Annotated in this window: 13 protein-coding genes; 7 read left to right on the top strand and 6 right to left on the bottom strand. The window is 71.3% G+C overall.

Going from position 1 to position 19,177, the window contains the following annotated elements:
• Positions 1-37: 37 nt before the first annotated feature.
• Entirely contained in the window at positions 38-1,150 is a 1,113-nt protein-coding gene (locus Q0994_RS28635; RefSeq protein WP_299540214.1) for an LCP family protein, read from the bottom strand.
• A gap of 182 nt (positions 1,151-1,332) precedes the next feature.
• Here Q0994_RS28635 and galE point away from each other — a divergent pair, with 182 nt between their 5' ends.
• The 6 genes from galE (at position 1,333) to Q0994_RS28605 (ending at position 10,905) form a co-directional block, all read left to right on the top strand.
• Entirely contained in the window at positions 1,333-2,319 is a 987-nt protein-coding gene (gene galE / locus Q0994_RS28630) for a UDP-glucose 4-epimerase GalE (RefSeq protein ID WP_299540211.1), read from the top strand.
• Positions 2,320-2,535: 216 nt separating this feature from the next.
• Positions 2,536-3,585: a hypothetical protein gene (locus tag Q0994_RS28625; RefSeq protein ID WP_299540209.1), complete on the top strand. Its 1,050-nt coding sequence runs from the start codon at positions 2,536-2,538 to the stop codon at positions 3,583-3,585.
• A gap of 247 nt (positions 3,586-3,832) precedes the next feature.
• Positions 3,833-5,635, top strand: coding sequence for a stealth family protein (locus Q0994_RS28620; protein WP_299540207.1), 1,803 nt, complete (start codon positions 3,833-3,835; stop codon positions 5,633-5,635).
• On the top strand, positions 5,632-6,594 hold the full coding sequence (locus tag Q0994_RS28615; RefSeq protein ID WP_299540205.1) for a hypothetical protein: 963 nt from the start codon (positions 5,632-5,634) through the stop codon (positions 6,592-6,594). The genes Q0994_RS28620 and Q0994_RS28615 overlap by 4 nt, the downstream gene beginning before the upstream one ends.
• Positions 6,591-9,464 carry a stealth conserved region 3 domain-containing protein gene (locus Q0994_RS28610; RefSeq protein ID WP_299540203.1) on the top strand — a complete coding sequence of 958 codons (2,874 nt, stop codon included), beginning with the start codon at positions 6,591-6,593 and terminating at the stop codon, positions 9,462-9,464. Before Q0994_RS28615 ends, Q0994_RS28610 begins: the two co-directional genes overlap by 4 nt.
• A 49-nt stretch (positions 9,465-9,513) precedes the next feature.
• Positions 9,514-10,905, top strand: a complete 1,392-nt coding sequence (locus Q0994_RS28605; RefSeq protein ID WP_299540202.1) for a hypothetical protein — start codon at positions 9,514-9,516, stop codon at positions 10,903-10,905.
• A gap of 137 nt (positions 10,906-11,042) precedes the next feature.
• Here Q0994_RS28605 and Q0994_RS28600 read toward each other — a convergent pair whose 3' ends face one another.
• The 5 genes from Q0994_RS28600 to Q0994_RS28580 form a co-directional block, all read right to left on the bottom strand.
• Entirely contained in the window at positions 11,043-13,172 is a 2,130-nt protein-coding gene (locus tag Q0994_RS28600; RefSeq protein ID WP_299540199.1) for a 3-hydroxyacyl-CoA dehydrogenase NAD-binding domain-containing protein, read from the bottom strand.
• The gene (locus Q0994_RS28595) at positions 13,169-14,398 is read right to left on the bottom strand and encodes an acetyl-CoA C-acyltransferase (RefSeq protein ID WP_299540196.1); all 1,230 of its coding nucleotides are present in this window, start codon (positions 14,396-14,398) and stop codon (positions 13,169-13,171) included. Before Q0994_RS28595 ends, Q0994_RS28600 begins: the two co-directional genes overlap by 4 nt.
• Before the next feature lie 541 nt (positions 14,399-14,939).
• A complete protein-coding gene (locus Q0994_RS28590) occupies positions 14,940-16,214 on the bottom strand; it encodes a ribonuclease D (RefSeq protein WP_299540194.1) in 1,275 nt (424 codons plus the stop codon).
• A 160-nt stretch (positions 16,215-16,374) separates the two neighbouring features.
• Positions 16,375-17,037, bottom strand: coding sequence for a response regulator transcription factor (locus Q0994_RS28585; RefSeq protein ID WP_299540191.1), 663 nt, complete (start codon positions 17,035-17,037; stop codon positions 16,375-16,377).
• 227 nt (positions 17,038-17,264) lie between these two features.
• Positions 17,265-17,924: a DUF3000 domain-containing protein gene (locus Q0994_RS28580; RefSeq protein ID WP_299540188.1), complete on the bottom strand. Its 660-nt coding sequence runs from the start codon at positions 17,922-17,924 to the stop codon at positions 17,265-17,267.
• Between the two features lie 92 nt (positions 17,925-18,016).
• Here Q0994_RS28580 and hemE point away from each other — a divergent pair, with 92 nt between their 5' ends.
• Complete coding sequence (gene hemE, locus Q0994_RS28575) at positions 18,017-19,090, top strand: uroporphyrinogen decarboxylase (protein ID WP_299540186.1); 1,074 nt, start codon at positions 18,017-18,019, stop codon at positions 19,088-19,090.
• Positions 19,091-19,177: the final 87 nt, after the last annotated feature.

The following is a 19,177-nucleotide window of genomic DNA, read 5'->3' as shown; positions in this document are numbered from 1 at the left end:
GGCCCCACGAGGGCCCGCCGCGCTCGCCGCCGTACCGTCAGCCGCCGGTGGCCGGGGACTTCTTGGCCGACTCGGGGATCTCGGAGTCGGTGCGCACGGCCTTCCACAGATCGCCCGCCTGCGGCTCGGCCGCCACCACGCGGTTGGGGTCCTGGGTGTCGTAGGAGACCGGCAGCATGATGGTCTCCATCGTGCCGGGATCGACGCCGTTCATCGAGCGGGCGAACTCCACGAGCGAGGTCAGCGAGGCGAGACCGGAGTCGGTCGTCAGCGACTTGGTGGCCGAATTGGCGATCTTGTATGCGGTGGTCGGACTGCCCAGCAGGTCCTGGGTCTTGATCTCCTTCAGCAGCGCGAAGAGGAACTCCTGCTGGAGGCCGATGCGGCCGAGGTCGCTGCCGTCGCCGACGCCGTGCCGGGTGCGGACGAAGGCGAGGGACTCGGTGCCGTTGAGCTTGTGGGTGCCGGCCGTCAGGTCCAGACCCGAGGAGGGGTCCTTGATGGGCTCCTCGACCTCGACGGTGACCCCGCCGATGGCGTCGACCAGATCCTTGAACCCGGAGAAGTTGATCTCCAGGTAGTGGTCGATGCGGACGCCCGACATCTTCTCGACGGTCTTCACCACGCAGGCCGGACCGACCTGCGAGTAGACCGAGTTGAACATCACGCGCTCGGCGGACTTCATCGTCGAGCCGTCGCTCTTGACGCACTCGGGCCGGGTGACCAGGGTGTCGCGCGGGATGGAGATCGCGACGGCCCTCGTCCGGCCCTCGGGTATGTGCACCACCATCGCGGTGTCCGACCGGGCCCCGCCGACCGCGCCGCCCCCGCCCAGCTCCTGGTTCTCCGCCCCGGCCCGCGAGTCGGACCCGAGGACCAGCAGGTTCTGCCCGGTCGTGGGCAGCTTCTCGGGCCGGTCCTTCTCGTCCAGCGAGGTGTCGATGTCGACGGCCTTGATGTTCCCGTCGAGGTCCTGGTACATCCAGTACGCGGTACCGGCGCCGGCGATCAGCAGCACGAGGAGGATCCCGAGCGTGATCTTGAGGCCGCGGCGGCGCTTGCGGGGGGCCTTGCGGCGGCGGTCCCGCCGGGCGTCGCCGCCCGCCGTCCCGCCGGACCCGTGGTCGGGGGTCAGGGCGTCGTGGCTCATCCGGTTCGAGTCCTCAAATCTCATGGCCCGCTGGGGGCGGTGGAGCGCGGGGACTCGGGTGGGGGGGTGTGACCGGTCCGTGAATGCATGACTGACCGAGCACTATAGAACAACTGATCGTGCGCAGTGCGTTCCCGAGACCGGTGGCGGGACCCGGAGCGGGGTCGAACTACGATTCGGCCATGACTTGGTTGATCACTGGTGGAGCGGGATACATCGGCGCGCACGTGGTGAAGGCCATGCGCGAGGCCGAAGAGAACGTCGTGGTGTACGACGATCTCTCGACGGGCGACCGCTCGCGGATCCCGGCGGACGTCCCGTTCGTGACGGGGTCGGTGCTCGACGGTGCCCGGGTGCGCCAGGCCCTCCGGGAGCACTCGGTGCGGGGGATCGTCCACCTGGCCGCGAAGAAGCAGGTGGCCGAGTCGGTGGAACGTCCGCTGCACTACTACGGCGAGAACGTCGAGGGACTGAGGACCCTGCTGGAAGCGGCTGCCGAGCATGGTGCGCGGGCGTTCCTCTTCTCGTCCTCGGCGGCCGTGTACGGCATGCCGGACGTCGATGTGGTGACCGAAGGCACACCGTGCGCTCCGATCAATCCCTACGGCGAGACCAAGCTGGCCGGGGAGTGGATGGTGCGCGCCGCGGGCCGGGCCCACGGCCTGGCCACCGCCTCGCTGCGCTACTTCAACGTGGCGGGCGCGGCGGCTCCCCGCCTTGCGGACACGGGGGTGTCCAACCTGGTGCCCATGGTCTTCCAGCGGCTCACCGAGGGAGTGTCACCGGTCGTCTTCGGTGACGACTACGAGACCCCGGACGGCTCCTGCGTGCGGGACTACATCCATGTCGAGGACATCGCGGCGGCCCATCTCGCGGCGGCCCGCGCCCTGGCCGTCCGTGCGCCGGGCACCGATCTCACCGTCAACGTCGGCCGGGGGGAAGGCGTCTCCGTGAAGGAGATGATCAGTCTCATCGGCGAGGTGACGGGTCACGGAGCCGGGGCCGCCCCGGTCGTCGCCCCCCGCCGCCCGGGGGATCCTGCCCGGGTGGTCGCGTCGGCGGAACTGATCCGTGGTGAACTCGGCTGGTCCGCCCGCCGGGACGCCCGGGAGATGGTGTCGTCCGCCTGGGAGGGCTGGTGCCTGCGGCATCCGTCGGCGCGCCGCTGAGCTCGCGGGTGTACGCCGCGGGTGAGGCGCGCGAACCCCGTGTGGCAGACTTCTGAAGAATTGGACCCGAGGCCCGAAACGTACGGCAGACCGGCCGGACGGTAGCCGGGGGACGCGGTCGCGGGGACGGAGAGCAGGGTGGGCGGGGTGCGGGCGAGGTCGGGGAGCGGTGCGGCGCGAGCCGCTGTCTCCGGAGGCTCCGGCCGGCCGGAGCCCGTGGCCGGGAAGCACGTGCTCTCCGCGCAGGGCGCGCGGCTCTTCCTGGGACGGGATCACCGCCTGACGGCCTTCGCCCGGGCCGAGGAGGGGCTGCTGCGGTGGACGCAGTCGGCCCCCGGCGCGTCGGTGTGGGACGGCCCCGAGCTGATCGCCTCACCGCGGTTCCTGCACTTCGGCATGGCTCAGGGGGCCGACGGCTTCCTGCACTTCTTCGGAGTTCGTGCCGCGGGAGCCACGGACCTGCCCGTCGTGGTCCACGCCGTCCAGTACCAGACCGGCCGCCCGCTGACGCGGTGGCACGCCGTCGGCACGCCGTACAAGGACGCCGAGCAGGCCCGGTCGGTGCTCCCGCCCGCGGCGGCCCTCGGGCCTTCCGGGCGTCTGCACCTCTTCCTGGCCAGGTCCGGGGGAGGGGTTTCCGTCCGGCACGAGGCGGCCGACGGCGGCTGGCCCGCCTGGCGAGGCCTGAGGGGGCAGCTGTCCCAGGAGGGGATGGTCGCCGCCACGTCGGCCTCCGGTCTCGTCGAACTGCTCGTTCCGGCCGGCAACGGCCGGGCCATGCGATGGAGACAGGACACCCCCGACGGGGAGATGACCCGGTGTCCCAACATCCACATCGCGCCGGCGCCGGGCACGCTGGCAGTGCTGGAGACCGCGCCGGACCGGATGACCTACTACTGGTCGGACACGGCCACAGGCGCCGTTCTCGCCCACCGCCCCGGCGAGTGGATCATCCCGCTCGGCGGAGCCGGCGAGTCGGACGGACGGATCTCGGTCCTGCGTACGGCGCTCGACGGCTACGACTGCACGGTCCTGGCGCACCGCGCTCCTACCGGCGACGTCATGCTGGCGGCCTGTGCCACGGAGAACGAGGCGGCGGGGCTGTGGTGGGCGCCCACGGGGGAGCGCTCGGCGGGCCCGCCGGCTCTTGCCGCCGACGCGTACGGCCGGGTCGTCGTCGCGACGCTCGACGAGAGCGGCCGTCTTCGTATCGCCCGGCAGGCGGAGGAGCCCGGACTCGTGATGGGCCCCGCGATCCACGTCTGAACCGGCGTCACCTCTGTGACGCGTCCCATAAGCACGCGGCTGACCTGCATGATCATGTTGCGTGTAGGTAACAGGTAAGCAGATTCATCGGCCATTGATGGACACCGGGTGTTCAAGGTGTGAGAATCCTGTGGCTGTCATTCCTGTCTGGGGTGAGGGCGCCCGGCGCACTTGAACACCCGGCGGGCGAAGGTGCGGCGGTGGGGGCGATGCTCCCCGTGGGTAGTACGGATGGTTCGAGAACCCTGTGGCGAGCGTGAGCAACCCTGAGACCAGTTCGCTGGTGTCGACATATCGGTCCCTGGTCCCCGTGCGGGCGCGGCGGCGCATAGTGCGTCGTGTTCCCGTACCCCTTCGCAACGTGGTCATGCACTTCCTGGCGGGTTTCGACTCCGCCCGCAGTGCCGTCGTCGTACGTGCCCTGGGAGGCCGGAGCAATCCCGCGCGGCACAGTGTGGACGCCTCCTTGCGGGTCGTCAGGTCCGAGGGCAAGCACGTCCGTGCGGTCGTCGTAGCCGGTGCGACGGAATGGGCCGCCCGCGCGCGGAACCTGCACATGGTCGTCGCTCTGCTGGAAGAGGCCGAGATCGAGTACTTCGCGGTCAGGGGCACCGGCAGGTCCGTCCCCTGCGTCGCGGTGCCCTCCCGGCATCGCGACGAGGTGGAGGAGGTGCTCCAGATCGCCTTCGGGCGCAACCCCGGCTACGTCCGTGAGGCGACGGGGGGCCAGCTGCGCACCGGCGCATCCGCCAAGACGTGGCGGCGACTGCGCGGGGAAGCGGTGCTGAGGCTCGTCTGGAACGTCTGCGACCCCACGGGGCATCTCGTCTTCGGGCCGGAATCCGGATGCGAACTGGAGTTCTGGCCGGAGAAGGACGGTCATCTCACCGCCCCGCGGTCCAACTCCGTCGTGACGCGCATTCCCGTCGACACCGAGCTCCGCCGTGCCGAGCAGGCCCTCTTCAGTCCTGTCCCGCGCCAGTACCACACCGGTTTCGCCCGCACGGTCCCCGACTTCACCGCGAGGCTGCCGGGCGACCATGCCTATCCCATCGACGTCGTGTACACGTGGGTCGACGACTCGGACCCCGAGTGGCGGGCGAGCAAGGACGCCGCGCGCGGGCTCCTGACCCCCGACACGACGGAGAACCTGCACGAGCAGGCGGACAACGACGCGCGCTACACCAGCCGCGACGAGCTGCGTTACTCGCTGCGTTCCATCCACCAGTACGCCCCGTGGGTGCGGAACATCTACCTCGTCACCGCGGGCCAGACGCCCGGCTGGCTGAACGCGAGCCATCCCGGTCTGCGCGTGGTCGACCACCGTGAGATCTTCTCGGATCCGGCCGCCCTCCCGACGTTCAACTCGCACGCCATCGAAAGCCAGTTGCACCACATACCGGACCTGGCGGAGCACTTCCTCTACCTCAACGACGACGTCTTCTTCGGACGCCCCGTCGAGCCCGAGCACTTCTTCCACCCCAACGGCCTGACCAAGTTCTTCATGTCGAAGGCGCTCATACCGTCCGGCCGGATCAGTCCCGAGGACCTGCCCGTCGATGCGGCGGGCAAGAACAGCCGCGGTCTGATCGCCCAGCAGTTCGGCACCGTGATCTCGCAGAAGATGAAGCACACACCGCACGCGCTGAGCCGCACGGTGCTCGCCGAGATCGAGCAGACGTACGAGCGGGCTCACTGGGTCACCCAGCATTCCCGGTTCCGCTCGCCCCACGACATCCCGGTGGCCTCGTCACTGCATCACTACTACGCCTACCACCAGGCGCGCGCGACGCTCGGGAACCTGCGCTACGTGTACGTGGACATCGGCGACGTACTGGCCCAACGGAGGCTGGACCGGCTGGTGGCCAGGAGGGACTTCGACACCTTCTGCATCAACGACACCGTGGTCCCCGCGGACCCGGCCGCGCAGGAACGCATGGTGCGACGGTTCCTGGAGGCCTACTTCCCCGTGCCCAGTCCGTTCGAGCTGCCCGACGCACAAGGGCTCCCCACCCGTCCCACCGCCGAGCTGGGAGCCACCGGAGCATGAGACTCCCGATACCTCGCCGACGCCACCTCTCCCTGGTGCGCCGGCGCCTCACCGTCCGCCTCGCTCCCCTCCGCGCCTGGCTCATGCGGCGCGTCTTCCTGCCGACGCGCTCCGGGCGCACCGCCCGGTTGAGGTACGCCGCGGTGCTCGACGGCCAGACGGTAAACCTGCACGCCGAACTCCCGCGGTCCGCGCGGCTGCCGGACGACGCCACTTTGGTCCTGCGGCGGGGACGGCGGCGGTTCCAGTCCTCGGCCAGGGTGTACCGGGGCGAGGGGCGCCTGCTGATGGACGCGACGGTCCTCCTGGGCTCCGAAGCCGGCGGGGTCCCGGTCGACGACGGTCGCTGGAAGGTCCGGCTGGAGACACGGTCGAAGCGGAGCAGGGCCACGTTCCCCCTGCTCCTCGTGGAACCGCCCCAACCGTACGCGGGACCGACCATGCCCATGGCCGTGTCACCGGTGAGCGGCCGACGCATCCGGCTGGGACGCACCGTCACCGGCAACCTCCGCGTGGTCGTCTCCCCCGCCCGTCCTTCCGCCGAGGTCACGAAGGTGGACCTCTCCCACACGGGGCTCGTCGTCGACTTCCGCGTCATGGGGCGCTCGGCCGACGGCCCCTGGGCGGAATTCGCCGCGACCGGCCGCAAGCTCCAGCGCCCGCTCGAAGACCTGGGAGACGGTGTCTGGCGGGTGGTCGTCCCGGTGGAGGAGATGACGCCGCAGCGCAGGGCCACCGAACACTGGGACATCGCGTTCTGCACGACCGACCACCGGCCCATGAGGCTCGGGCGGCGTCTGCACGACGTGCGCAACCCGCTGCGCGTCTTCGCCGTGCACCAGGCGGCCGTCGCCCCGCCGGGCCGGACGCCTCTGCTCGTCCACCCCCGGTACACGCCCGCGGGCAACTTCCGCGTCACGTGCAGCCGCATGCCCGAAGCAGGGCGGGAAGCCCGATGAAGATCACTTTTCTGCTGACCACCGCCGACGCCGTCGGAGGGACGGAACGAGCGGTCTTCAACCAGGCCGCCGAACTCGCCGAGCGCCACGACGTTCGTGTCCTGAGCGTTTTCCGGAGCCAGAAAGAGCTCTTCTTCCCCATCGACCCCCGTGTGCGGCTGGAATACCTGGTGGACGCGACGGGCCCCGTGTCGCGGCCCGTGCGGCGCGCGGGGCTGGACGAATCCGTCTACGCCGCTCTGACGGCCCAGCCCAGCGCCTTGGTGGACCGCGCGTGGGAGGCCGCCTTCAACCGGCTCTCCGACATCGAGCTCGGGCTGGCGCTGGAGCGCACCGACACGGACATCCTGATCACCACCACTCCGGCCCTGATGGCGCTGGCCGTTCAGCTCGCTCCCGCCTCGGTCATCACGGTGCACCAGGAGCACCGGGTGTCCGAACTCCGCGGTACCAGCGGGGAGCCGCTTTTCCGGTATGCCGCGGGGCTCGACGCGCTGGCCGTCCTGAGTGACCGCACGCGGGAATGGTTCGCCGAGACCCTGGGGCGGACCGCTCCCCGGATCGAGGTCGTGCCGAACGCGCTTCCGGCGGGCTTCCGGCCTCGTTCCACCCTGGAGACCAGGACCGTCGTGATCGCCGGCCGGCTCGTGGGGGAGAAGCAGCTCGACCAGGCGCTGAACGCGTGGGCGCTGCTGGCGCCGCACCATCCGGCCTGGACCCTGCGGATCTTCGGCGACGGACCGTTGAGCGGTGCTCTGCGCAAGCAGATCGCCCAGCTCGGCCTGCACGACTCCGTCCAGCTCAACGGGAACTCCCCGCATCTGGCGGAGGAGTGGGCCAAGGCAAGCATCGCCCTGCTCACGTCGAAGAACGAGGCGTTCCCGCTGGTGCTGATGGAGGCGCAGGCGGCCGGTGTCCCCGTGGTCTCGTACGACTGTCCGAACGGCCCCAGGGAGATCGTGCTCGACGGGCGGTCGGGCCTTCTCGTGCCGCCGGGCGACGTCGACGCGCTCGCCGCGCGTCTGCACCAGCTCATGACGGACGCCCCGCTGAGGCACCGGATGGGGGCGGAGGCCGCGGAGTCGATCACTCGGTTCGCGCCGCCCCTCGTCACCGCCCGTTGGGAGTCCTTCTTCCAGGATCTCGTCGACGAGCGCAGCAGCGGTCGCCGGGCGGCCGCGAAGGCGGACCGGCTCGCGATGCACGCGGCGTACAGCGGACCCGACGGAGCGGCAGCCCCCGCGGCTCCGGCGCCGCCCAGCCAGGTGCGCTCCGGCGCGCACCGCCAGCTCGAACAGCAGGTGGCGAAGAGGCGGCCGGAACTGGTGAAGGACGGGGGCCAGCTGTGCCGGGTCACCGAGTCGGAGTCGCCGTTCGACATCGTGCAGGCCAACCTTGCGCTGGCCGCCACCGCACTGGAGGCGGCGGACGTCCCCTACGTCGTGGTGCGGGACACCATGGTCCGCCGCACGGTGGCGGTGCACGCCTCCTACCGTGAATCCGTTCTGAAGTCGTTGGCCGGCCAGTACGGCAAGGAAGGCGTCTACACGGCTCTCCTCAACGACCGGCAGAACGCCACCACGACGGTTCTCGCCGGACTGCTCGGGGAGTACGCGGACCAGCCCTGCTCCGGTGTCCGCGTCTACCAGAACGTGGTCTCCGTCTCCCGCACGCTGCGGCTCGGCGCGGTGTACGGGTGCACCATCACCTTCTGGGACAACGATCCCGAGGAGGGCGACGTCCTGGTGTCGACCACCCGCACGCTCATCGGAGACCGGATTCCGCAGCACTCCATGCGGCGGGCGAGCATGGTCCTGTCCGGACGCACCTATCCCACCATCGCTCCGTTCGCGCAACCGCTGCACGGAGACATCGGGTTCCCGGTCGACGCCGTGTACACCTGGGTGGACGGGGCCGACGTCCAGTGGCTGGAACGCAAGAACCAGGTACTCGCGATGCTGGGGCTGGAGACGGTCGACGCGGCCGCCAGCGCGGCCCGGTTCCGCAGCCGCGACGAACTCCGTTACTCACTGCGGTCCATCGACATGTACGCGCCGTGGATCCGGAACATCTACATCGTGACGGACCAGCAGGTCCCCCCGTGGCTCGACGAAACCCACCACCGGGTGCGTGTCGTCGACCACCGGGAGATCTTCGGCGACCAGGGCGCGCTGCCCACCTTCAACTCGCACGCCATCGAGAGCCGGTTGCACCACATCCAGGGGCTCGCCGAGCACTTCCTGTACTTCAACGACGACTTCTTCATCGGGCGCACCGTGCTGCCGAGCATGTTCTTCCTGGGGAACGGGCAGACCAAGCACTTCACGTCCCCGACGGCGATACCGATGCTGCCGCCCCTGAGCACCGACGACTTCAACATCAGCGCCGCGAAGAACAACCGTGAACTGATCGGCGGACACTTCGGGCAGCTCCTCACCCACTCGTTCCTCCACGCGCCGTACGTCCTGCGCAAGAGCGTGATGGAGGACCTGGAGAGGACGTATCCGGAGCAGGTGGCGCAGACGTCCGCCAGTCGTCTGCGGAACCACGCGGACATCTCGATCGCCTCCTCGCTGCACCACTACTTCGCGTACCACACGGGACGCAGCGTGCCCGGATCCATCTCCTGCGGCTTCGTCAACGTCGGTCTGCGCGAGCACCGGACGCGACTCAACCGGCTGCTCACCACGCGCCCCAACGACGTCTTCTGCCTGAACGACTTCCACGACGGAGACGTACCCGAGGAGGAGCAGGACGCCATTCTGGCGGCGTTCCTGCCGAGCTACTTCCCGGTCGCGAGCCAATTCGAGGCCGGGGCGCCCCGGAACCAGTACTACCACGCGGGTCGCATGCCCGAATGGCCCCTGTGAGCCCGGGCAGCCGCGACGTACACCGCCCGTCAGCGAGGAAGGGGAACGCATGACCAAGTTCTGCATCATCGGGAACTCCGTGGCGGCGCCACGCACGGAGAAGGAAGCTCCTTTCGCCGGGTGGGGGCAGTTCCTCGACGGTTTCCTGACCCCTTATTTCGAGGTACGGAACTACGCGCGCGACGCCCTGACCGCCCGCACCTACTACAACGAACGTTTCGTCTCCCTGCTGAACCTGCTCGCTCCGGGCGACGTCGTCGCCATCGATTTCGGCGGCGTCGAGCAGCGCATCGACAAATCCGGCCTCTACCACGGTCCGCGCGAACTCAAGGAGTACCTCTACCTCTACGTGGCCGCGATCCGCGGGGAGGGGGCGCTGCCCGTTCTGCTCACCCCGTGCGCCCGGTGCGTGTTCGAGCCGGACGGATCCGTCGGCGAGACCCGGGACGGGTACCCGCAACTGGTGCGCGAGGTGGCGGCGGAGACGGGCACGCCACTGCTCGACCTCAACGCCTACACCATGGCGATGCTCCAGGAGCTCGGACCGCAGCGCGCACGGCAGTACTACCGATGGGTCGACGCCGGAGAGCACCCCAACCACCCCGACGGGCTCATCGACGCCTCGCACTTCAACGAGGCCGGTGCCCGTCACGTGGCCCGCCTGGTGGCGATGGCCCTGGACACCACGCCGGGGCTTCCCTTCGGCATGGTCGACCGTGAGGCTCTGGTGCCCACCGCCGGGTACCCTCCCGTGCTCCCGGAGTTCACGGTCGAAGCTCCCGAGTACGCGCTGAACGCGGCCACCAGGGCCGGGGCGGGACCCGTCTTCGCCGGGCCCCGCCCCGGCCAGGCGGTCAGCGGGCTCCAGAAGTTCTGGGGCACCGCCGACTCCGGCACCTCGTACATGCTGTTCTTCTCCGCAGGCGCCTACGTCGGCGGCACGCACGTCAACGGCGAGGGCAAGTGGGTGTGGCGCAGGGCGGTCAAGTGGCCGGCCGGCGACCATCTGATCCAGGCCGTCGGACTCACCGCACAAGGGGTGTCGCCGCCCGCCGGCCTCGCGTTCACCGTCCTCGACCACGTCGAGCCGCCCATGGTCCTCGGGCCGAAGGAGGGCAAGCTGAGCGGCCCGCGCCCCCGCTTCTCCGGGACCGCCTCGCGGGGCGTCACCCGCGTCGTCGTACGGGAGTCAGGACGGCTGATCGCCGACACGGCCGTGCAGAGCGACGGTACGTGGAAGATCACCCACCCCCACGACTGGAAGCCGGGCACGCACGACCTGGAGTTCGTCTCGGTCTTCAGCGCCCTCCACTCCGCGCCGACCCCTTACCGGCTACGGGTGCACGGGGTGCCCGACGGCAACTGGATCAAGGAGTCGACCATGTCGCGGGAACCCTGCTCCGACAAGTGCGACCACCTCCCGTTCGCGGGCCGGTGGTGACCGGAGCGCACGGCTTCGGCCACCACGCACCCGTGCCCGGCCTCCGGTCCGGCTGACGGGGTGGGGGCGGGTACCGAGACGCACGTCCGGGCCGCACGGGAGATCCCGTGCGGCCCGGACGTGTGTGTGCGGCGGCGTTACGCCGGGACGCTCGCCACGCCCGGCGCCAGGAACGGCTTGCCGTTGACGCGCTCGGAGACGCCCGCGCGGTCCAGGTACGGCGTGATGCCGCCCAGGTGGAACGGCCAGCCCGCACCGGTGATCAGGCACAGGTCGATGTCCTGCGCCTCGGCCACGACGCCCTCGTCCAGCATCAGGCCGATCTCCTGCGCCACCGCGTCCAGGACGCGGTCACGGGTCTGCTCCTCCGTCAGGACGCTGTCGCCCTGCTTCAGGAGCGCCGCGACCTCGGGGTCCAGCTCCGGCTTGCCGGAGTCGTAGACGTAGAAGCCGCGCTTGCCCGCGTTCACGACGGCCGCGAGGTTCTCGGAGACGGTGAAGCGCTCCGGGAAGGCGCGGTTCAGGGTCTCGGAGACGTGCAGGCCGATCGCCGGGCCGACCAGCTCCAGCAGCACCAGCGGGGACATCGGCAGGCCGAGCGGCTCCACGGCGCGCTCCGCGACGGCGACCGGGGTGCCCTCGTCGATGACGTTCTGGATCTCGCCCATGAAGCGGGTCAGGATGCGGTTCACGACGAACGCCGGGGCGTCCTTCACCAGCACCGCGGTCTTCTTCAGCTTGCGCGCCACGCCGAACGCCGTCGCGAGCGACGCGTCGTCGGTCCGCTCACCGCGCACGATCTCCAGCAGCGGGAGGACCGCGACCGGGTTGAAGAAGTGGAAGCCGACGACCCGCTCGGGGTTCTTCAGCTTCGACGCCATCTCGGTGACCGACAGCGAGGAGGTGTTGGTGGCGAGGATCGCGTGCGCCGGGGCGACCGCCTCGACCTCCGCGAACACCTGCTGCTTGACGCCGATCTCCTCGAAGACCGCCTCGATGATGAAGTCGGCGTCGGAGAAGCCCTCCGCCTTGTCCAGCACACCGGAGACGAGGCCCTTGAGACGGTTGGCCTTGTCCTGGTTGACGCGGCCCTTGGCGAGCAGCTTGTCGATCTCGCCGTGGACGTAGCCCACGCCCTTGTCGACGCGCGCCTGGTCGATGTCGGTCAGGACGACCGGGACCTCCAGGCGGCGCAGGAACAGCAGCGCGAGCTGGCTGGCCATCAGGCCGGCGCCGACGACGCCCACCTTGGTGACCGGACGGGCCAGGCTCTTGTCCGGCGCGCCCGCGGGGCGCTTGGCCCGCCGCTGCACCAGGTTGAAGGCGTACAGGCCGGAGCGCAGCTCGCCGCCCATGATCAGGTCCGCCAGGGCCTGGTCCTCGGCGTCGTACCCCTTGTCCAGGTCGCCGTCCTTGGCCGCCGCGATGATCTCCAGCGCGCGGTACGCGGCCGGGGCCGCACCGTGCACCTTGGAGTCCGCGATTGCCTTGCCGCGGGCGACGGCCTGGTCCCAGGCCTCGCCGCGGTCGACCTCGGGGCGCTCCACGGTGACCGAGCCGTTCAGCACCTGCGCGGTCCACACCAGGGACTGCTCCAGGAAGTCCGCGCCGTCGAACAGCGCGTCGGCGATGCCGAGTTCGCGGACCTGGGCGCCCTTGAGCTGACGGTTCTGGTTGAGCGCGTTCTCGATGATGACCGTCACGGCGCGGTCGGCGCCGATCAGGTTCGGGAGCAGCGCGCAGCCGCCCCAGCCGGGTACCAGGCCGAGGAAGACCTCGGGCAGCGCGAAGGCCGGGAGCGCGCGGGAGACGGTGCGGTACGAGCAGTGCAGCCCGACCTCGACGCCGCCGCCCATCGCCGCGCCGTTGTAGTAGGCGAACGTCGGGACCGCGAGGCCGGACAGGCGGCGGAAGACGTTGTGGCCGCCCTTGCCGATGGCGAGCGCGTCCTCGTGGCGCTTCAGCAGCTCGACGCCCTTGAGGTCGGCGCCGACGGCGAAGATGAACGGCTTGCCGGTGATGCCGACGCCGACGATCGAGCCCTCGGACGCCTCCTTCTCGACCTGGTCGATCGCGGCGTCCAGGTTGGCCAGCGACTGCGGGCCGAAGGTCGTCGGCTTGGTGTGGTCCAGGCCGTTGTCCAGGGTGATCAGCGCGAACCTGCCGGCGCCCGCCGGAAGGTCGAGGTGGCGCACGTGCGCCTGGGTGACGACCTCGCCGGGGAACAGCTCGGCCGCGCCCTTCAGCAGCTCAGCGGTGGTGCTCACTCGGTGCCTCCGTCGGCGCTCGTGAAGTGCGGGTTCTCCCAGACGACGGTCGCGCCCATGCCGAAGCCGACGCACATCGTGGTGATGCCGTAGCGGACCTGCGGCTGCTCCTCGAACTGGCGGGCCAGCTGGGTCATCAGGCGGACGCCGGAGGAGGCGAGCGGGTGGCCGTACGCGATGGCCCCGCCGTACTGGTTGACGCGGGCGTCGTCGTCGGCGATGCCGTAGTGCTCCAGGAAGGCGAGCACCTGCACGGCGAACGCCTCGTTGATCTCGAAGAGACCGATGTCGTCGATGCGGAGACCGGCCTTGGCCAGCGCCTTCTCGGTCGCCGGGATCGGACCGTAGCCCATGACCTCCGGCTCGACGCCCGCGAAGGCGTAGGACACCAGGCGCATGCGGACCGGCAGGCCCAGCTCCTCGGCGACGTCCTCGGCGGCGAGCAGCGAGGCGGTGGCGCCGTCGTTGAGACCCGCGGCGTTGCCGGCCGTCACGCGGCCGTGGGCGCGGAACGGGGTCTTCAGACCGGCCAGCGACTCCATCGTGGTGCCCGGACGCATCGGCTCGTCGGCGGTGACCAGGCCCCAGCCCGTCTCGCCCGCCTCGGCGTTGGTCCGGCGCACCGAGACCGGCACCAGGTCCTGCTGGATCTTGCCGTTGGCGTAGGCCTTGGCGGCCTTCTCCTGGGAGCGGACGGCGTAGGCGTCGGCGCGCTCCTTGGTGATGGTGGGGTAGCGGTCGTGCAGGTTCTCGGCGGTCATCCCCATGAAGAGGGCGGACTCGTCGACCAGCTTCTCCGACACGAAGCGCGGGTTGGGGTCCACGCCCTCGCCCATCGGGTGGCGGCCCATGTGCTCGACACCGCCGGCGACGACCACGTCGTACGCGCCGAAGGCGATGGAGCCGGCCGTCGAGGTGACGGCGGTCAGGGCGCCGGCGCACATGCGGTCGATGGAGTAGCCGGGGACCGACTGCGGCAGACCGGCCAGGATGCCGGCGGTGCGGCCGAGGGTGAGGCCCTGGTCGCCGATCTGGGTGGTCGCGGCGATGGCGACCTCGTCGATCTTCGCGGGGTCCAGGTCCGGGTTGCGGCGCAGCAGCTCCCGGATGGCCTTCACGACGAGATCGTCGGCGCGGGTCTCGTGGTAGATGCCCTTCGGGCCCGCTTTGCCGAACGGGGTGCGGACGCCGTCGACGAAGACGACGTCCCGGATGGTACGAGGCACGGTGGCTCTCCTCCAGGGTGCGGGATGGCACTGCTGCGGGGCACGCCCACAGGCGCGCCGCCACCCTCATGCTACTTGCGGGTAACCAGACTGCCCACCCCCCGTGCCCGGAGCGTCGAAGGTCACACGCGGACGGCCGCGCTCCGGCGCGCGGGAGCGGGCGCCGACGCCCCGGCCTCCCGCGCACACCGCCGCCCGCACCGCCGCACCTGCCGGGGCCGGGGCCGGGCCGCCACCGGTGCCCCGCGGCAACGCCGGACACCGGCGCGCGGGCCATGCGCGGCGGCCTGAAGCGGGTGGGGGGACGGCGTGCGGCAGCGCCGGACACGGGAGGCAGCCGCTGCTCCGAGGCGCCCCGGGGCCCGTCGGCGGCCGTCACCAACCTGGCTGGATTTCGCCCCTGCCGGAGTCCGCGGAGCAGCCCCGCCCGGCCCCGGCGCGCACAAGAGCCCGGCGCACGCCGGACCCCGGCACGCGAAAGACCCCGGACACGCGAAAGACCCCGGCCGGGGCCGGGGTCTTCGTGGGGGGAGGGGCCGACTCAGGCCTGTGCGGCCAGGGCGCGCACCAGCAGCGGGGCGACCTGTTCGATCTGCCAGCGCCGTGCGCCGTACCCCGCGAGCAGATCCTCGACCGCACTCGGCGTGAGGTTCTTCGGCGGCTCCCAGCAGACCCGGCGGACGGTGTCCGGGGTGATGAGGTTCTCCTGCGGCATGGTCAGCCGCTCGGCCAGCTCCGACACGGCGGCCCGCGCCGCCGACAGCCGGGCCGCGGCGGCCGGGTCCTTGTCCGCCCAGGCGCGCGGCGGCGGCGGGCCGGCGAGCTGGGCCCCCGGCTGCGGCAGTTCGTTGTCCGGCAGCGCCTTGGCGCGGTCCACGGCGGTCTGCCACTGCTCCAGCTGCCGCCGACCCATGCGGTGGCCGAAACCGGGCAGCGCGGTGAGCGCCTGCACGTTCACCGGCAGCGCCAGCGCCGCCTCGACGATCGCGCCGTCGCCGAGCACCTTGCCCGGCGAGACGTCCCGGCGGCGGGCCACCTGGTCGCGGACGTTCCACAACTCCCGCACGACCGCCATCTGACGGCGGCGGCGCACCTTGTGCATGCCGGAGGTCCGGCGCCAGGGGTCCTGGCGCGGCGGGGCGGGCGGCGCCGAGGCGATGGCCTCGAACTCTTCCCGGGCCCACTCCAGTTTGCCCTGCCGGTCGAGCTCCTTCTCCAGCGCGTCGCGGAGGTCGATCAGCAGTTCGACGTCGAGCGCGGCGTAGCGCAGCCACGGGTCGGGCAGCGGCCGGGTCGACCAGTCGACGGCGGAGTGGCCCTTCTCCAGGGCGTACCCGAGGACGTTCTCGACCATCGCGCCGAGCCCCACCCGGGGGAAGCCGGCCAGGCGCCCGGCCAGCTCGGTGTCGAAGAGGGACGAGGGGATCATGCCTATCTCGCGGAGGCACGGCAGGTCCTGCGTCGCGGCGTGCAGGATCCACTCGGTACCGGACAGGGCCTCGCCGAGCCCCGAGAGGTCGGGGCAGCCCACCGGGTCGATCAGGGTGCTGCCCGCACCCTCGCGGCGGAGCTGTACGAGGTAGGCGCGCTGGCCGTAGCGGTAACCGGAGGCGCGCTCGGCGTCGACGGCCACGGGGCCGGTGGCCGCGGCGAAGGCGGCGATCACCTTGGCGAGGGCGTCGTCGGTCGCCACCACCGGGGGGATGCCCTCGCGCGGTTCGAGCAAGGGGATCGGCGCCGGGGCGACGTCGTCCGGGGGAGCGCCCCCGGTGGTTCGCAGTGACGTGTCTGCTGCGGTCTCTTGGGCGTCGGTCACCTGTCAAGGGTATCCGTGCCGACGCCGCACCCGTCGACGGAACGTTCCGTCGACGGGTGCGAGGCGCGTAAACCGGCCGGATCGGCATCCCTGCAGGTACCGGCGGGTCGGGGGTCGGTGGAGGGCGCGGGCGCGCGCGGCGGCGGCGACCACGCGGGACTCAGTGGATGATGCCGGTCCGCAGGGCGACGGCGACCATGCCGGCGCGGTCTCCGGTGCCGAGCTTGCGGGCGATGCGGGCGAGGTGGGACTTGACCGTGAGGGCGGAGAGGCCCATCGAGACGCCGATGGCCTTGTTGGACTGGCCTTCGGCGACCAGGCGGAGCACCTCCACCTCGCGGCCGGACAGTTCGCGGTAGCCGCCCGGGTGGCTCGGGGTGCCGGGGGGCCGGCGGTGCATACGGGCGGCGTTGGCGCCGATGGGGGCGACGCCGGGTCGGTTGGGGTGGCCGATGTTGTTGCGGGTGCCGGTGACGACGTAGCCCTTCACACCGCCCGCGAGGGCGTTGCGGACGGCGCCGATGTCGTCGGCGGCGGAGAGGGCGAGACCGTTCGGCCAGCCTGCGGCGCGGGTCTCGGACAGCAGGGTCAGCCCGGAACCGTCGGGCAGGTGGACGTCGGCCACGCAGATGTCGCGCGGGCTGCCGACGCGGGGACGGGCCTCCGCGATGGACGACGCCTCGATGACGTCACGAACTCCGAGGGCCCACAGATGGCGGGTGACGGTGGAACGGACGCGCGGGTCGGCCACGACGACCATGGCCGTCGGCTTGTTCGGGCGGTAGGCGACCAGGCTTGCGGGCTGCTCGAGGAGAACGGACACCAGGCCTCCTGGGGGGAGTGGCGGAACGGGCCGGCTGGGGGGCGGCCGGGGCGAACCATGCTTGAAGGGTCATTGACCTCTTCGGCAGCAGACCCGTCCTCCTTTAGGGGAAGATCACCATTTAGTGAGTAACAATTCGGGCAAATAGGACGCGCGATCGATTGTACGAAAAGAGAGCCGGTCCGTGACCGGCTCTCATGACGCGGTGTCGAAGTCCTGGTGAAGGGTCAGAGGCTCTGCGGTCCCCGCCGCTGGGGAAGCGTCACCACCGCGGCGTCGGCCGGGCCCGAGGGCGGCAGGCCCGCGATCTGGCAGAGCAGGTCGCCCCAGGCCATCAGGTGCGCCGCCGTGTCGGGGAAGCCGCCCCGCCCCTCGCGCGGCGTCCAGGAGGCCCGGATCTCGATCTGGGTCGCCGGGCGCCGGGAGGCGAGCTCGCCGAAATAGTGCGACCCCGCCCGGGTCACCGTCCCGCCGGCCTCCCCGTAGGTCAGACCGCGCGCCTCCAGCGCGCCCGTCAGCCAGGACCAGCACACCTCGGGCAGCAGCGGGTCGGCCGCCATCTCCGGTTCCAGCTCGGCGCGCACCAGCGTCACCAGACGGAACGTGCCCTTCCAGGCGTCGTGTCCGGCCGGGTCGTGCAGCAGCACCAGCCGGCCGTCGGCGAGATCCTCCTCGCCGTCCACGACGGCCGCCTCCAGGGCGTACGCGTGCGGAGCCAGCCGCTGCGGCGGCCGGGTCGTCTCCACTTCCAGCTCGGGGCGCAGCCGCGCGGAACGCAGCGCGTCCACCGCCGACCTGAACGCGGGCGGGACCTGTTTGACCTCGGCGCCGTCCTTGCCGTCGGTGCCATCGGAATGTTCGGAGTGCTGTCCCTGAGCCGGAGCCATGCGGGGAAGAGTAGGCGGAAGCGGACTCCGGTGCGGGGAGGGACACCCGTGCGGGGCCCGGCTCCTTGGCCGTGCGTGCGAAGATTCTGTGCGTGAGTGCCAACGAACGCCCTCCGGGCCAGCAGACGCAAACCTCCGCCACCCACGAGTCGGCGTTCCTCAAGGCGTGCCGGCGCGAACCCGTGCCGCACACCCCGGTCTGGTTCATGCGCCAGGCCGGCCGCTCGCTCCCCGAGTACCTCAAGGCCCGCGAGGGCATCGCGATGCTCGACTCCTGCATGATGCCGGAGCTGGTCACCGAGATCACCCTGCAGCCGGTCCGCCGCCACAAGGTCGACGCCGCGATCTACTTCAGCGACATCGTCGTCCCGCTCAAGGCCATCGGCATCGACCTCGACATCAAGCCCGGCGTCGGCCCGGTCATCGCCGAACCGGTCCGCACCCGTGCCGACCTCGCCCGGCTGCGCGACCTCACGCCCGAGGACGTCCCGTACGTCACCGAGGCGATCGGGATGCTCACCGCCGAGCTGGGCGCCACCCCGCTGATCGGCTTCGCGGGCGCCCCCTTCACCCTGGCCAGCTACCTCGTGGAGGGCGGCCCGTCCCGCAACCACGAGCGCACCAAGGCCATGATGTACGGCGACCCCGGCCTCTGGGCCGACCTGGTGGACCGTCTCGCGGAGATCACCGGCGCGTTCCTGAAGGTCCAGATCGAGGCGGGCGCCTCCGCGGTGCAGCTCTTCGACTCCTGGGTGGGCGCGCTCGCCCCGGCCGACTACCGCCGCTCGGTGATGCCGGCCTCCGCCAAGGTCTTCGACGCGGTCGCCGGATACGGCGTCCCGCGCATCCACTTCGGCGTCGGCACCGGCGAACTGCTCGGTCCGATGGGCGAGGCCGGCGCGGACGTCGTCGGCGTCGACTGGCGCGTCCCGATGGCCGAGGGCGCCCGCCGTGTCGGCCCCGGCAAGGCGCTCCAGGGCAACCTCGACCCGGCCGTGCTGTTCGCGCCGACCGCGACGGTCGAGGCGAAGACCGACGAGGTGCTGGAGTCCGCCGCCGGCCTGGAGGGGCACATCTTCAACCTGGGCCACGGCGTCATGCCGACCACCGACCCGGCCGCCCTCACCCGACTCGTGGAGTACGTGCACACCCGCACCGCGCGCTGAGACGCCGAGGACGCCAGAACGCGACGCGGCGGCCACCGGGTGTCCGGTGGCCGCCGCGTCGCGTGCGTGCCGGGTCCTCCGGCGGAC

The organism is uncultured Streptomyces sp. (assembly GCF_947488945.1).
Lineage (GTDB): Bacteria > Actinomycetota > Actinomycetes > Streptomycetales > Streptomycetaceae > Streptomyces.
Note: the sequence above shows the minus strand (reverse complement) of the source record. Positions and strands in the feature narration are given on the sequence as shown.